Source organism: Pseudomonas sp. JUb52 (assembly GCF_004341115.1).
GTDB lineage: Bacteria > Pseudomonadota > Gammaproteobacteria > Pseudomonadales > Pseudomonadaceae > Chryseomonas > Chryseomonas oryzihabitans.
The window spans coordinates 1-11,898 of the sequence record NZ_SLYS01000002.1 but is presented as its reverse complement, the minus strand read 5'-3'; the positions used below and the strand labels follow the sequence as shown (position 1 = coordinate 11,898).

15 protein-coding genes are annotated in these 11,898 nt (G+C 64.8%); 4 read left to right on the top strand and 11 right to left on the bottom strand.

The features are described from left to right. Positions 1-141 precede the first annotated feature (141 nt). Positions 142-768, top strand: a complete 627-nt coding sequence (locus tag EC839_RS03255) for a VacJ family lipoprotein (protein WP_007158391.1) — start codon at positions 142-144, stop codon at positions 766-768. A 56-nt stretch (positions 769-824) separates the two neighbouring features. Here EC839_RS03255 and EC839_RS03250 read toward each other — a convergent pair whose 3' ends face one another. Then, a complete protein-coding gene (locus EC839_RS03250; protein WP_007158390.1) occupies positions 825-1,124 on the bottom strand; it encodes a PilZ domain-containing protein in 300 nt (99 codons plus the stop codon). Between the two features lie 204 nt (positions 1,125-1,328). Here EC839_RS03250 and rssB point away from each other — a divergent pair, with 204 nt between their 5' ends. Next, a complete protein-coding gene (gene rssB, locus EC839_RS03245; protein WP_007158389.1) occupies positions 1,329-2,513 on the top strand; it encodes a two-component system response regulator RssB in 1,185 nt (394 codons plus the stop codon). After that, positions 2,510-2,992, top strand: a complete 483-nt coding sequence (gene rssC / locus EC839_RS03240; RefSeq protein ID WP_007158388.1) for an anti-sigma factor antagonist RssC — start codon at positions 2,510-2,512, stop codon at positions 2,990-2,992. Before rssB ends, rssC begins: the two co-directional genes overlap by 4 nt. 12 nt (positions 2,993-3,004) lie before the next feature. On the opposite strand, the gene tal is transcribed toward rssC, so the two are convergent. Next, positions 3,005-3,931: a transaldolase gene (gene tal, locus EC839_RS03235; protein ID WP_007158387.1), complete on the bottom strand. Its 927-nt coding sequence runs from the start codon at positions 3,929-3,931 to the stop codon at positions 3,005-3,007. 47 nt (positions 3,932-3,978) lie between these two features. After that, positions 3,979-4,989 (bottom strand): tRNA dihydrouridine(20/20a) synthase DusA, encoded by a 1,011-nt coding sequence (gene dusA, locus EC839_RS03230; RefSeq protein ID WP_132832197.1) that lies wholly within the window; start codon positions 4,987-4,989, stop codon positions 3,979-3,981. Between the two features lie 102 nt (positions 4,990-5,091). On the opposite strand from dusA, the gene EC839_RS03225 reads away from it, so the two are divergent. Further along, positions 5,092-6,210 (top strand): tyrosine-type recombinase/integrase, encoded by a 1,119-nt coding sequence (locus EC839_RS03225; RefSeq protein WP_039976465.1) that lies wholly within the window; start codon positions 5,092-5,094, stop codon positions 6,208-6,210. Here EC839_RS03225 and EC839_RS03220 read toward each other — a convergent pair. The 8 genes from EC839_RS03220 to EC839_RS03185 form a co-directional block, all read right to left on the bottom strand. Then, a complete protein-coding gene (locus EC839_RS03220) occupies positions 6,207-6,476 on the bottom strand; it encodes a pyocin activator PrtN family protein (protein WP_007162946.1) in 270 nt (89 codons plus the stop codon). The two genes, EC839_RS03225 and EC839_RS03220, sit on opposite strands and share 4 nt — an antisense overlap. A gap of 3 nt (positions 6,477-6,479) precedes the next feature. After that, positions 6,480-7,019: a BRO family protein gene (locus tag EC839_RS03215; RefSeq protein WP_051119497.1), complete on the bottom strand. Its 540-nt coding sequence runs from the start codon at positions 7,017-7,019 to the stop codon at positions 6,480-6,482. A 2-nt stretch (positions 7,020-7,021) separates the two neighbouring features. After that, positions 7,022-7,279: a hypothetical protein gene (locus EC839_RS03210; protein WP_007162944.1), complete on the bottom strand. Its 258-nt coding sequence runs from the start codon at positions 7,277-7,279 to the stop codon at positions 7,022-7,024. 104 nt (positions 7,280-7,383) lie between these two features. Beyond that, positions 7,384-10,197, bottom strand: a complete 2,814-nt coding sequence (locus EC839_RS03205; protein ID WP_132832196.1) for a toprim domain-containing protein — start codon at positions 10,195-10,197, stop codon at positions 7,384-7,386. A 2-nt stretch (positions 10,198-10,199) separates the two neighbouring features. Beyond that, on the bottom strand, positions 10,200-10,439 hold the full coding sequence (locus tag EC839_RS03200) for a hypothetical protein (protein WP_007162942.1): 240 nt from the start codon (positions 10,437-10,439) through the stop codon (positions 10,200-10,202). Between the two features lie 74 nt (positions 10,440-10,513). Then, positions 10,514-10,870, bottom strand: coding sequence for a hypothetical protein (locus EC839_RS03195; protein WP_007162941.1), 357 nt, complete (start codon positions 10,868-10,870; stop codon positions 10,514-10,516). Continuing rightward, positions 10,867-11,220, bottom strand: a complete 354-nt coding sequence (locus EC839_RS03190) for a hypothetical protein (RefSeq protein WP_051119496.1) — start codon at positions 11,218-11,220, stop codon at positions 10,867-10,869. Before EC839_RS03190 ends, EC839_RS03195 begins: the two co-directional genes overlap by 4 nt. A 105-nt stretch (positions 11,221-11,325) precedes the next feature. Further along, positions 11,326-11,829: a YmfL family putative regulatory protein gene (locus EC839_RS03185; protein WP_132832195.1), complete on the bottom strand. Its 504-nt coding sequence runs from the start codon at positions 11,827-11,829 to the stop codon at positions 11,326-11,328. Positions 11,830-11,898: the final 69 nt, after the last annotated feature.

Below are 11,898 nucleotides of genomic sequence, written 5' to 3'. Positions count from 1 at the left end.
AAACTGGCAAAGCTATGACTATAATCGGCGCCTTTCAGGCGTCTGAGTGCAACGAGGAGAGAAGCGATGACGGTCGAGCGACGTGGTTCCAGGGTTTGGGGAGCGCTCCTTGCAACGGCCCTGACGTTTGCCGGTCAGGCGATGGCGGCCGAAGCCGAGAATCCCGATCCCTGGGAAGGCTTCAACCGCAAGATCTTCGTGTTCAACGATACCCTGGACACCTATGCCCTCAAGCCGGTCGCCCAGGGCTATCAGCGCTTCACGCCCGGCTTCGTGCAGACCGGCGTGAGCAACTTCTTCAACAACCTGGGTGACGTGCGCAACCTGGCCAACGATCTGCTGCAAGGCAAGGTCGAGCACGCCGGGGTCGATACCGCGCGTCTGCTGATGAACACCACCCTGGGTGGTCTCGGCCTAGTCGACGTGGCCACCAAGGCCGGTCTGCAGCGCAACGACGAAGACCTCGGCCAGACCCTGGGCAAGTGGGGCGCAAGCAGCGGTCCCTACCTGGTGCTGCCGTTCTTCGGCCCCAGCAGCGTGCGTGACGGCCTCGGCCGCATCCCCGACAGCTACACCAGCGCCTATCCCTACGTGGACGACGTCGCCGTGCGCAACAGCGCCTTCGCCCTCAGCACCGTCGACACCCGTGCCGGTCTGCTGCAGGCCGAGCGCCTGATCACCGGCGACAAGTACGTGTTCATTCGCAACGCCTACCTGCAGACCCGTGAGTTCAAGGTCAAGGATGGCCAGGTGGTCGACGACTTCTAGTCCCGGCCCCAATGAAAAAGGCAGCCCGAGGGCTGCCTTTTTTGTGGCCAGAGCGCCTAGCGCATTTCCAGCACCGACAGGCCCAGCAGCTGCTTGCCCGACTCGGTGGCCTGGACCCGCAGGACCTCGGCGTCCGCTTCCAGGCCGGGAAGCTCGGCGTGGCTGGAGGGGATCAGCACGGTCACCTTGCCGCCGACCTGCAGGCTGGTGGCGGCCTCGATCTGGAAACCGGTGCTGGACAGATCGACGCAGCGCGCCTCGAAGGAGGCGTCGCCGACCTTCAATACGGCCTTGGAGTCGACGTGCATGCGAATGAAATCGCGCTTTTCACTGTAAGAACGGTCGATGGTACTCATGGCAATCCTACTGCTTGGGAGGATGGATGGCGGTTTGTTGGAGGTATAAACTCCATAAAGGCACCCTGTAAAGAAATTCCATCCGGTTGGCAAGCTTGAACGCCCCGGTGGATGGGAGTAGTGTCTCCGCCGTGTCGTAATCACCGTGGCCCGTGTCGGATCCTGTCCGCCGGTTTGCCGTTCGGGTGCATGCCTGGATCCTCTATGTCTAATTCGCCTGCCACGCTCTTGATCATTGACGATGACGAGGTGGTTCGCCTCAGTCTCGCCGACTATCTCGAAGACAGTGGCTTCAATGTCCTGCAGGCCAGCAATGGCCAGCAGGGCCTGGAAATGTTCGAGCGCGAACAGCCCGACCTGATCATCTGCGACCTGCGCATGCCGCAGGTCGACGGGCTGACGCTGCTGCGCCGCATCAGCGAGCTGTCCATCGATACGCCGGTGCTGGTGCTGTCCGGCGCCGGTGTCATGAGCGACGTCGTGGAAGCCCTGCGCCTGGGCGCCGCCGATTACCTGATCAAGCCGCTGGAAGACCTCATGGTGCTCGAGCACTCGGTCAACCGCGCCCTGGATCGCGCCCGCCTGCGCCTGGAAAACGATCGCTACCGGGTCAAGCTGGAAAACACCAATCGCGAGCTGCAGGCCAGCCTGAGCCTGTTGCAGGAAGACCAGAACGCCGGACGCCACGTGCAGATGAACATGCTGCCGGTGACGCCCTGGGAAACCGAGGGGCTGAACTTCGCCCACGAGATCATCCCATCGCTGTATCTGTCCGGCGATTTCGTCGACTACTTTCGCATCGACGAGCACCGCGTCGCCTTCTACCTGGCCGACGTCTCCGGCCATGGCGCCTCGTCGGCCTTCGTGACCGTGCTGCTCAAGTTCATGACCACGCGCCTGCTCTACGAGTCCAAGCGCAATGGCACTCTGCCCGAATTCAAGCCCTCGGATGTGCTCGGTCACATCAACAGGGGTCTACTGGATTGCAAATTGGGCAAGCACGTGACCATGCTGGGTGGCGTGATCGACGAAACCACGGGTACCCTGGCGTACAGCATCGGTGGCCATCTGCCCTTGCCGGTCCTGCATACCCCGGAAGAAACGCGGTTCCTGGTCGGCAAGGGGCTGCCGGTCGGCCTGTTCCAGGAGGCGACCTACAATGACCACCAGATGGATCTGCCCGAGCGTTTCAGCCTGACCCTCTTTTCGGATGGCATCTTCGATCTGCTGCCGGGAGACAATTTGAAAGAGAAAGAACACAGCTTGCCCGACTACGTCCGCCGCGCCGGCGGTACACTGGCAGGCCTGAGCGAAGCCCTGGATCTGGCATCCGTCACCGAGATGCCCGACGATATCGCTTTGCTGGTGTTGAGCAGGAACCTGGCATGAGCACCGGAAAAATCCAATTTGCCGAGCAGGATGGCACCTTCGTCCTGAAGTTTACCGGCGAGGTGCGTCTGACCCTCTGCTCGGCGCTGGACGCGACCATCGAGCACATCTTCTCGTCGTTGAATTTCTCGTCCATCGTCATCGATCTGACCGAGACGCAGAGCATCGACAGCACCACCCTGGGCCTCTTGGCCAAGCTGTCGATCCTGTCGCGGCAGCGCATCGGGCTGCTGCCCATGCTGACCACCAACAACCCGGACATCCTGCGCCTGCTGGATTCCATGGGTTTCGATCAGGTGTTCAACATCGTCGAGACCGTACTGCCTTGCCCGGATTGCCTGACCGACCTGCCACCGCAGGACCAGTCCGAAGCCGAGGTGCGCAGTCGCGTGCTTGAAGCCCATCGGGTTTTGATGGGCCTCAATGAATCCAACCGCAATGCCTTTCGCGATCTGGTCAGTGCCCTCGAAAGGCACTGACCGCGTTAGCTCTTAGCGCTTGCCGGGCAGCAGCACTTCCAGCTTTTCCTGATCGCGCGCGAACTGGCGAATGCCTTCGGCCAGCTTTTCGGTGGCCATGGCGTCTTCGTTGTGCGCCCAGCGGAAGGCCGCCTCGTTCAGCTGCTGCTTGGGCTCACCGCCCTTGCTGTCGGCGGTCAGCACGCGCGGCAGGTCGCCCTGGGCTTCCGACAGCTGCTGCAGCAACTCGGGGCTGATGGTCAGGCGGTCGCAGCCGGCCAGCTGCTCGATCTGGTTCAGGTTGCGGAAGCTGGCACCCATCACCACGGTGTCGTAGCCATTGGCCTTGTAGTACTGGTAGATGCGGGTCACGGACTTCACGCCCGGATCTTCCGCGCCTTCGTAGTCACGGCCTTCGGCCTTCTTGTACCAATCGTAGATGCGACCGACGAAGGGCGAGATCAGGAACACGCCGGCGTCGGCGCACGCCGCGGCCTGGGCAAAGGAGAACAGCAGGGTCAGGTTGGTCTGGATGCCTTCCTTCTCCAGTTGCTCGGCGGCGCGGATGCCCTCCCAGGTGGAGGCGATCTTGATCAGCACGCGATCCTTGCCGATGCCGGCCTTCTCGTACAGCTCGATCAGGCGGTGGGCGCGATCCAGGGTGGCGCTGGTGTCGAAGGACAGGCGCGCGTCCACCTCGGTGGAGATGCGACCAGGGATCAGCTTGAGGATCTCGCCACCGACGGCCACGGCGAAGCGATCGCAGGCCAGGCCGATGTCACCATTGGCGCCGCTGAAGGCGGCCTGCAGGTGTTCTTCGTAGCGGGGCAGGGCAGCGGCCTTGAGCAGCAGCGAGGGGTTGGTGGTGGCATCGTAGGGCTTGAGGCGGGCGATGGCCTCCAGATCGCCGGTATCGGCGACGACCGTGGTGTATTGCTTGAGTTGTTCCAGCTTGCTCATGGCAGGTCTTTCCTTCGGTTAGCGAATGGACATCGTGGAGACGTGACTCAGTGGTCCCTGAGAAGTTCAGTGGCCTCGTCATACAGGCGCAGCGGTTCAGGGCTGCGATGCAGATCGGTGGACAGCAGTTGACGGAAGCGCCGCGCGCCGGGGAACCCCTGCGCCAGGCCCAGGATATGGCGGGTGACGTGGTGAATGAGACCACCCTGTTGCAGGTGCGCCTCGACATAGGGCCGCAGCTGCAGCATGACGTCATGGCGGGTCTGTTGCGGACGGTCGCAGCCGTAGAGCGCCGCGTCCACCTCGGCCAGCAGGTAGGGATTCTGATAGGCCTCGCGACCCAGCATCACCCCATCGAAGACCTCCAGCTGCTCGCGGCAGGTGTCCAGGGTCTTAATGCCGCCATTCAAGATGAACTCGAGATCCGGAAAATCCTGCACCAGCTGCGCGGCCACGTCGTAGCGCAGCGGCGGGATCTCGCGATTCTGCTTGGGCGACAGCCCTTCGAGGATGGCGATGCGCGCATGCACGGTGAAGCTGCGGCAACCGGCCTCGGCGACCTGGCCGACGAAATCCCGCAGGGCGTCGTAGCTGTCCCGCCCGGAGATGCCGATGCGGTGCTTGACCGTCACCGGGATGGCCACGGCATCGCGCATCGCCTTGACGCTGTCGGCCACCCGCTCGGGATAGGCCATCAGGCAGGCGCCGATCATGTTGTTCTGCACCCGGTCGCTGGGGCAGCCGACGTTCAGGTTGATCTCGTCATACCCCGCCTGCTCACCCAACCGCGCGGCGGCGGCAAGTTCGGCCGGCACGCTGCCGCCCAGCTGCAGGGCCAGGGGATGCTCGGTCTCGTCATGACGCAGGAATCTCTGGGCGTCGCCATGCAGCAGGGCGCCGGTGGTGACCATCTCGGTATAGAGCAGGGCGTGCTGGGATAGCAGGCGATGGAAATAGCGGCAGTGGCGGTCCGTCCAATCCATCATGGGCGCCACGGAAAAGCGGCGGGACGGCTCAGGGCGCGTGGTTGCTGGGTTTGAGGCGGTTTCGGCAAGCATCTGGGTACGTCTGTTCTAGGCCCGTTTTGCTACATTTCAGCCTGTTTTCAGAGGTGCGTTGCTACAATGTAGCAACGGCAATCAGGGATGTAGCAAATCGAAATGGGGACGATAACTTCACGCCGCCGGAGGGATGGCAGCACGGGCTATACGGCCCAGGTCCGCATCATGCGGGATGGAGTCCGAGTCTATCAGGAAACCCAAACATTCGACCGGAAGCAGACCGCCCAGGCGTGGGTGAAAAAGCGGGAAACGGAACTAGCGCAACCTGGCGCGCTGGAACGGGCCGCGCGGGGCGGGGCGACCGTGAGGCAGATGATCGTCAGGTACCTGGAGCAGTATGGCGGCGCCCTCGGCCGGACCAAGGAGGCGACGCTGAAGGCCATCGGCGAGACCTGGCTGGGCGACCTGCAGGACCGCGACCTCACCAGCCAGCGCCTGGTGGAGTATGGGCAGTGGCGGATGGGCGCCGAGGGCGGCGCGGTGCAGGCGCAGACGGTGGGCAATGACCTCTCGCACCTGGCAGCCGTGCTGTCGATCGCGCGGCCGGCCTGGGGCTACGAGATCGACCCGCACGCCATGGCCGATGCTCGCCGGGTGTTGAAGAAGATGGGCATGGTCAGCAAGAGCAAGGAGCGCGATCGGCGGCCGGAGCTCCAGGAGCTGGACCTGCTGATGGAGCATTTCTTCGAGATGCAGCGGCGCCGGCCGGCGTCGATCAACATGCCCAAGGTGATCGCCTTCGCCATCTTCTCCACCCGCCGCCAGGAGGAGATCACGCGGATCCGCTGGGACGACCTGGACGAACGCCGGCAGGCGGTGCTGGTGCGCGACATGAAGAATCCGGGGCAGAAGATCGGCAACCACGTCTGGTGCCATCTGCCGGATGAGGCCTGGGCCATTGTCCAGTCGATGCCGCGCGAGTGCGAGCGGATCTTCCCCTACAACGGTGATTCCATCTCCGCGTCATTCACCCGGGCCTGCCAGTTCCTGGAGCTGCAGGATCTACGCTTCCACGATCTGCGCCACGATGGGGTGAGCCGGCTGTTCGAGATGGACTGGGACATTCCGCGGGTGGCCAGCGTGTCGGGCCATCGCGACTGGAATTCGATGCGGCGCTATACGCACCTGAGAGGCCAGGGCGATCCCTATGCGGGATGGCCCTGGCTGGAGAGGATCATCGCGGCGCCGGTGGTGCTCGGCGCGCGCGTCCCGGGCTAGCGTGCCCGGTTGTGCAGCTTGTCGTTCTCGAGGACGGCCCGCTCGCGCTGCACGTCCAGGTAGCGGGCGAGGTCAGTGAGGTGTACGCCCTGGGCGGCCTTCTGGCTGTTCTCGATCCGCACCAGCGGCAGGTCGATGACGCCGGCGACGATCTTGCTGCGAAGCTTTGTCGGCGTCAGGTGGCTGAAGTAGTCGGTGCAGAGGCGCTCCAGCGGTACCACCGCGGCGCCCTGATACTGGGCCATGAGCAGGAAGAGAGTGTTCAAGGGTCACACTCCCAACGGCAGTTGCTGATGGTCCTTACCCAGCAGGGCCAGGTCCGGCATCGGCCTGCCTACCAGGTTGCAAAGATCTCGCAGCTCGCCGATGAAGAGCTGGCGAGCGAAGGCGTCCTTGGTGCCAACCAGCTGCTGGGTGAGCTTGGCGATCTGCCGAGAGTAGGCGGCGCGCTGCGGACCAGGGACGGTGCCGAAGAAACCTTGCTTGCGGATGGCGGGCAGTACTTCACCGCAGACCCATCCGGCAAACGCCTGTGCCTCCGGTTTGCGAGAGGCGAAAATGGTCTGATAGACAGCGGGTTCCGAGATGAAAAGGACCTCCTGACCCCCGCCAGGGGTCTGGCAGTAGCATACCCCCTGCCACTTTTTTGGGACGTTTTTCATACTGCCCGACGCACCTTTCCAGACGATGCCAAGTACCTCGTATACGTCCTTGGCGCAGAACCAGACCTCGCCATCGGCGCCGATGGCGGTACGAACGTCGCGCTCGGCGAACTGGAAGGCGTTGCTGATCAGGTTGAGGTTGTTCATGGTCATTCTCCCTTTCCCATGTGCTGCTGGGCCGGCTTGGCCAAGGTGGTGTTGATGATGTCGGCGTCCTGCTGAGTCAGGGCACCGAGGGCGTTGGCCATGCTGGCCAGGGCGAGGAGGTGTATGCGATCGCCCAGGGCGTTGCTGACCTGGTAGCGGATCAGCGCCTCGCCAAGCAGGGCGGTGGCCCGGCACCGGCGGACCAGAGTGGGGTGGGCCGTGATAGGCTGGTGAGCGCTGCTGCTCTGGATCATTTGCATAATGGTTCTCCAGGGGTTGGTGGTAGGGCCCGGGGGAGTTGCCGCTCTCTCGGGCTTTTTCATGTCCGCGCCGTGGGCAACGCGGGACGAAACTCTGGTCGCGGTCATGCAGGACCTGCGGGATTGGCGAAGACCCAGCAGCGGACCTTGTCCGGGCGGGTGTCCAGGGGATTGGCGCGCCGCTGATTCTTGCGGATGCGGCTGGTGACGACCTTGTTATCCAGGTAGCGGAACTGGCGGCTGTCCTTGAGCAGCTCGCGCAAGGTGCTCAGGTCGGCCAGCCGCTGGCGGTGCTCAGCCGCGCGCTCGATGAATTCGTTGAGGTTGATGGCGATCGCGCGGTCGTCATCGCTGTGGTTGACGACGGGGTCGCTGCTCATGGATTCGAGGTAGTCGTAGACCTGCCAGAACTCGGTCACCACCGGGTTATCCGCGCTGATGGCCGCCTGGCGTTCCAAGGCTATACGGACGATGGTGCGCTGGGTCTGGCGGACCATGTCCTCGGGGATGGCCACCACCAGGGCGAGGCAGTCGAGCAGGGCGAGGAACATGGCGTGGTTTTTCACGATCCGCTCGATGCGCAGGTGGCCGACCAGGTCGCTCTGGCAGCTGCTGCAGCGATGGCTGTCGCCGGTCAGGCGGGTGCCGCAGCAGAAGCAGGTGTCGCCCAGGCGGCGCAGCTTGGCCTCGTACTGCGGGAAGAGCTCGTGGAAGCGCGCCAGGACCTCGGCCTCCTTGCGGGTGGCCAGCAGCAGGAAATGGCTCAGGGCCTCGCCGTCCATACGGCTCAGGGTGTCGGCCGCGGCGCGGCTCTCGTCGGTCAGTACCGGGCGGGTGAAGTGCAGCTTCACGATCCGGGTGAGGATGGCTTCGGAGGCGCTGACCGGGGCGTTCTGGCTGATGGCGATGGTGCCGCGAAAGGGCGGCTCGTAGGTCTCGTTGCCCGCCGTCTTCATGCCCCGGGTGCGCAGGGTGCCGCCGCCGAAGAAGTCCTTCAGTTCGTCCCAGTCGAAGCTCTTGGCGTGGGCCTTCTCTGGGTCGTTGCGATCACCTTCGATCAGCACGATGGGCATGCCGGCGACCTGGCCCATGGCGCGGCTGCGGCCGGCGGTAGAGGACTTGGACGGGTCGAAGCCTTCGTAGCCGGCCCGGCCGAACAGCTTCCAGAGAAAGGTCAGCAGGGTGGTCTTGCCAGCGCCGGCCTCGCCGGTGGCTTCCAGGAAGGGGAAGGACTGGTAGCGGGCGCGGATCTGCTCGGCGAACAGCGAGCCGAACCAGAAGGTGAGGGCGGTCAGGCCGTTGGCACCGAAGCAGGTCCAGAGCAGCGGCAGCCAGTCGCTGCGGTAGTCGCCGGCGGCGGGGTTGGGCTTGAGGCCGATGGTCTTCTGCAGGGTCTTGAGGCGCAGTTTGCCGAAGTCGAAGTAGTCCTCGTCGTTGACCTGATGCAGCTGGCCGTCGCGCACCGCCAGGTCGCCGAACACATAGCAGCCGTGCTCGCGGCTATAGCCGACGTAGTCCATGGTTTCCACGGTTTTCAGGCCGAAGAGCTGGTCTTTCATGATCTTGTCCAGCTGGGTACCGCTGCCGGTGAAGACCGCGCCGGCGGCCATGCTGAGCAGGCGCTTCTTAAATTCGCTGGCGGCGGCGACCTGGGCGCCGGTGAAGGTGTTCTTCACCGGGGCGCCGTCGTGGGGAAACTCGACGCGGAAGTAGTACCAGGATTCGTCGGTGACCTCGTTGCGCTGGAAGTACAGCGCCTGGGGCGCGCAGTTGGCGATCTCCACCACGTTGCCGGCCAGGCGCATGGCCTTGTCGCGCTGCTGCTTGGTGGTCAGCTCGCGGTCTTCGTCGCGCTCGGACTCCTCGATGTGGGTGAGGGCCTTGTTGTACTTGTCCAGGTCGAGCTTGAACCAGTAGAGGCGGCTCTCGAAGGTGAAGTGGAATTCGTGGCGCTCGCGCCATTCGTACATCAGCACCGCCTTCTCCGCGGCGGTGTCGGCCAGCAGCAGGGCGCCGTGGTACCGCGCCTCCTTGAGGTCCTGATCGCGGCGCTCCTCGCGCTTCGCCTCGTCAGGCTCGAAGGCCCAGCGCTGGTGCAGGTCGTTCCAGTCGACCTTGCGGCTGCCCGGTTGCGGGATCTGGGCGGCCTCGCACTTGAAGCCCAGCTCGCGGGCCTGGCGGGCCCAGCGGCGGGTGTAGCGCTGGGCGCCGGGCTCGTTGTCCAGGGCCCAGACCAGTTTCGGCAACTTGCCCTGACGCGCGTTGGCCAGGTCCTTGAGGGACTGCTCGGGGTAGGCGTTGCTGCTCATGGCCGAGACCGCGGCGATGCCGTGGTGAGTCAGGGCGATGGCGTCGAAGATGCCCTCGACGATCCAGAGCTCTTGGACCGTCTGCAGATCCAGGCTCGGCGGGCACCACCAGACGCCGCGGTAGCTGGCTCCCGGCTGGAAGCGGGCCTTCTGCTTGCCGAAGCGCGAGGGGCGATCGATCAGCCGTTCCCAATAGCCGCCCTTGGCCAGCGCGAAGCGCACGGTGGCCGAGCCGATGCTCTGGGCGCGGTCCCAGTAGTTTTCCTGGCTGTACCAACCCTTGATCAGGCTCAGGTCGAAGCCGCGGGCGAACTGGAGGTAGCCATCGGCGCTGGCGGCCGGAGCGTCGCTGGTGGGCTTGAAGCGCTCGGACCAGTCCTCGAACAGATCGCTGTAGAGCTCCTTGACGTGCCACGTCTGGCCGCACTTCGACTCGCGGCCGCACTTGAGCACCCAGGGCGCGCGGTGATCGGTGAACAGCTCGCGCTTGTGGCAGGCCGGGCACTCGCCCTTGCGCATGTAGTTCGTCCCGGCGATGTGCCGCATCCCGAGGTCGCCCTCGAGACGCTGCAGCACATCGGCGCGGAGCTGGTGATCCATGGCGTACATGCTCAGCACTCCACCTGGGCGAGCTGAGCGCGGATCTGGGTGGCGGTCTGGTGGGCGGCGAGCATGGACGGGAAGCGGCGCAGGATGGCGGCGCGGCGTTTGGCGGTGTCCTCGATGCGCACGTACCGCGGTTCGTTCCAGTGTTGGTTGACGGTGTAGTCGGCGCGGCCCTGGAGCCAGCGGGCGAAGGTTTCAGCGACCGCCGGGGGCAGCTCGATCTGGACGGGAAGGGTGTTCGGCATGGTGGTTCTCGCGGCAAAAAGGCGCAGTTCACCCATACCCACGCAAGGCGGGCATGGATCAGGCAGTCAGGGGGTTAGCGGGTGGCGCGCTGGGTGCCGGGGTCTTCATCGATCAGGGCGTCGAAGATCTCCTGGACCGGGATGCGGTAGCGCAGGCCGGTGGCCGGGTTGACCAGGACGACGACGTCGCCGGTGCTGGAATCGATGTCCAGAAAGCGATGGCCCTTGAGGGCTTCGAGCTGGTCATGGGCGCGGGCCACCAGGCGCTCGGCGGTGTATTGCGGCACGCCCATCAGCTGCAGGTGTTCGGCGGCGCAGGTGAGCAGGGCCTGGCTGTGGCCCAGGTGCTCGCACTCATGGCGGCGCAGGTAGGTCAGGGCAGCGGCCTGCATGGTGTCGAGGTAGTCAGCGGGGTGGTTGGCGGTAGTCACGATGCGATGTCCTCTCTGGCGGGCTGCTGGGCTTCTTCCTGGTCGTCGAGCAGACCGAGCTGCTGCTCGCGGATGGCGAGACTGCTGGCGTACACCTTCTGCGCCATGGCGTTGAGGTGGCTGGTGCTGGGCGGTAGCTCGCAGGCCGGCGCGTTGGGCAGGCCGCTGGGGCTGGCCAGGTGGGTCAGCTCGGTGTGCGCATAGAACGACGCGCTGCAGGGCGCGAAGTGACACTGGAATACCTGCTGGCGCAGGAATACGTGGGCGAACCAGCTGGTCCGGCAGACCAGGGGTGCACCGCAGAAGCAGCACCAGAACTGCCCCTTCTTCTGTTTCTTGAACAACGCCATCTCTCTTCCCTGCCGCCTGGGGCGGCTCCGGCCTCGCCGGGTTCTGGCGCTCCGCGCCGACTTCGTGCCCGCCGTCCTGGCAGGCTTTCAGGGTGTGTCTTGTGGCTAGTGCTTGCGGCCACTGCCTCGCGCCGCGTGCAGCGTGATCACCGCCCAGACCTCTTCCTCGCGCGCCGCCAGGTGCCGGCGGTGGGCGCCAAGGATCTGGACGACTTCCTTCTCATCGATGACGCCGTCTTCCAGCGCCTGGCCGATGATCTGGTCCACCAAGCCGCGCTTGACCGCGGTCTTCACTGAACGGGCGTAGAGGTCCAGGTTGTCCAGATCGCCGACCTCGGCCTGGCGCACGAAGAAGCCGCCGTACTGGGCGGCCAGGTAATCCACCAGGTGGGTGGTGCCGGTCTCCTGTTCCAGCAGCAGGATCTGCTGGTCGTTCAACGGGCGGCAGCCGGCGGTCTCGTAGGCGTGGTTGTCGAACTTCTTGAGCGGCAAGCCGAGGCGGGCAGCGGCGCATTCACGACCGCCCGGGTAGGCGCAAATCACGGCGCTGATGACCTGGCGGCGGGTCTCTAGGGCAGGGCGTTGATCTTGCCCAGCAGCCGTGGACACGGGTTTAAGCACACATCCTGGCCTCGAAGGCCTCTGGGCTGATGTGCCCCAGCGTGCTGTGTCGCCGCT

Excerpts from the sequence above, each read along its gene's own strand:
- EC839_RS03255 (WP_007158391.1), top strand. The coding sequence starts at position 142 with ATGGCGGCCGAAGCCGAGAATCCCGATCCCTGGGAAGGCTTCAACCGC.
- EC839_RS03250 (WP_007158390.1), bottom strand. The coding sequence starts at position 1,124 with ATGAGTACCATCGACCGTTCTTACAGTGAAAAGCGCGATTTCATTCGC.
- rssB (WP_007158389.1), top strand. The coding sequence starts at position 1,329 with ATGTCTAATTCGCCTGCCACGCTCTTGATCATTGACGATGACGAGGTG.
- rssC (WP_007158388.1), top strand. The coding sequence starts at position 2,510 with ATGAGCACCGGAAAAATCCAATTTGCCGAGCAGGATGGCACCTTCGTC.
- tal (WP_007158387.1), bottom strand. The coding sequence starts at position 3,931 with ATGAGCAAGCTGGAACAACTCAAGCAATACACCACGGTCGTCGCCGAT.
- dusA (WP_132832197.1), bottom strand. The coding sequence starts at position 4,989 with ATGCTTGCCGAAACCGCCTCAAACCCAGCAACCACGCGCCCTGAGCCG.
- EC839_RS03225 (WP_039976465.1), top strand. The coding sequence starts at position 5,092 with ATGGGGACGATAACTTCACGCCGCCGGAGGGATGGCAGCACGGGCTAT.
- EC839_RS03215 (WP_051119497.1), bottom strand. The coding sequence starts at position 7,019 with ATGAACAACCTCAACCTGATCAGCAACGCCTTCCAGTTCGCCGAGCGC.
- EC839_RS03210 (WP_007162944.1), bottom strand. The coding sequence starts at position 7,279 with ATGCAAATGATCCAGAGCAGCAGCGCTCACCAGCCTATCACGGCCCAC.
- EC839_RS03205 (WP_132832196.1), bottom strand. The coding sequence starts at position 10,197 with ATGTACGCCATGGATCACCAGCTCCGCGCCGATGTGCTGCAGCGTCTC.
- EC839_RS03200 (WP_007162942.1), bottom strand. The coding sequence starts at position 10,439 with ATGCCGAACACCCTTCCCGTCCAGATCGAGCTGCCCCCGGCGGTCGCT.
- EC839_RS03190 (WP_051119496.1), bottom strand. The coding sequence starts at position 11,220 with ATGGCGTTGTTCAAGAAACAGAAGAAGGGGCAGTTCTGGTGCTGCTTC.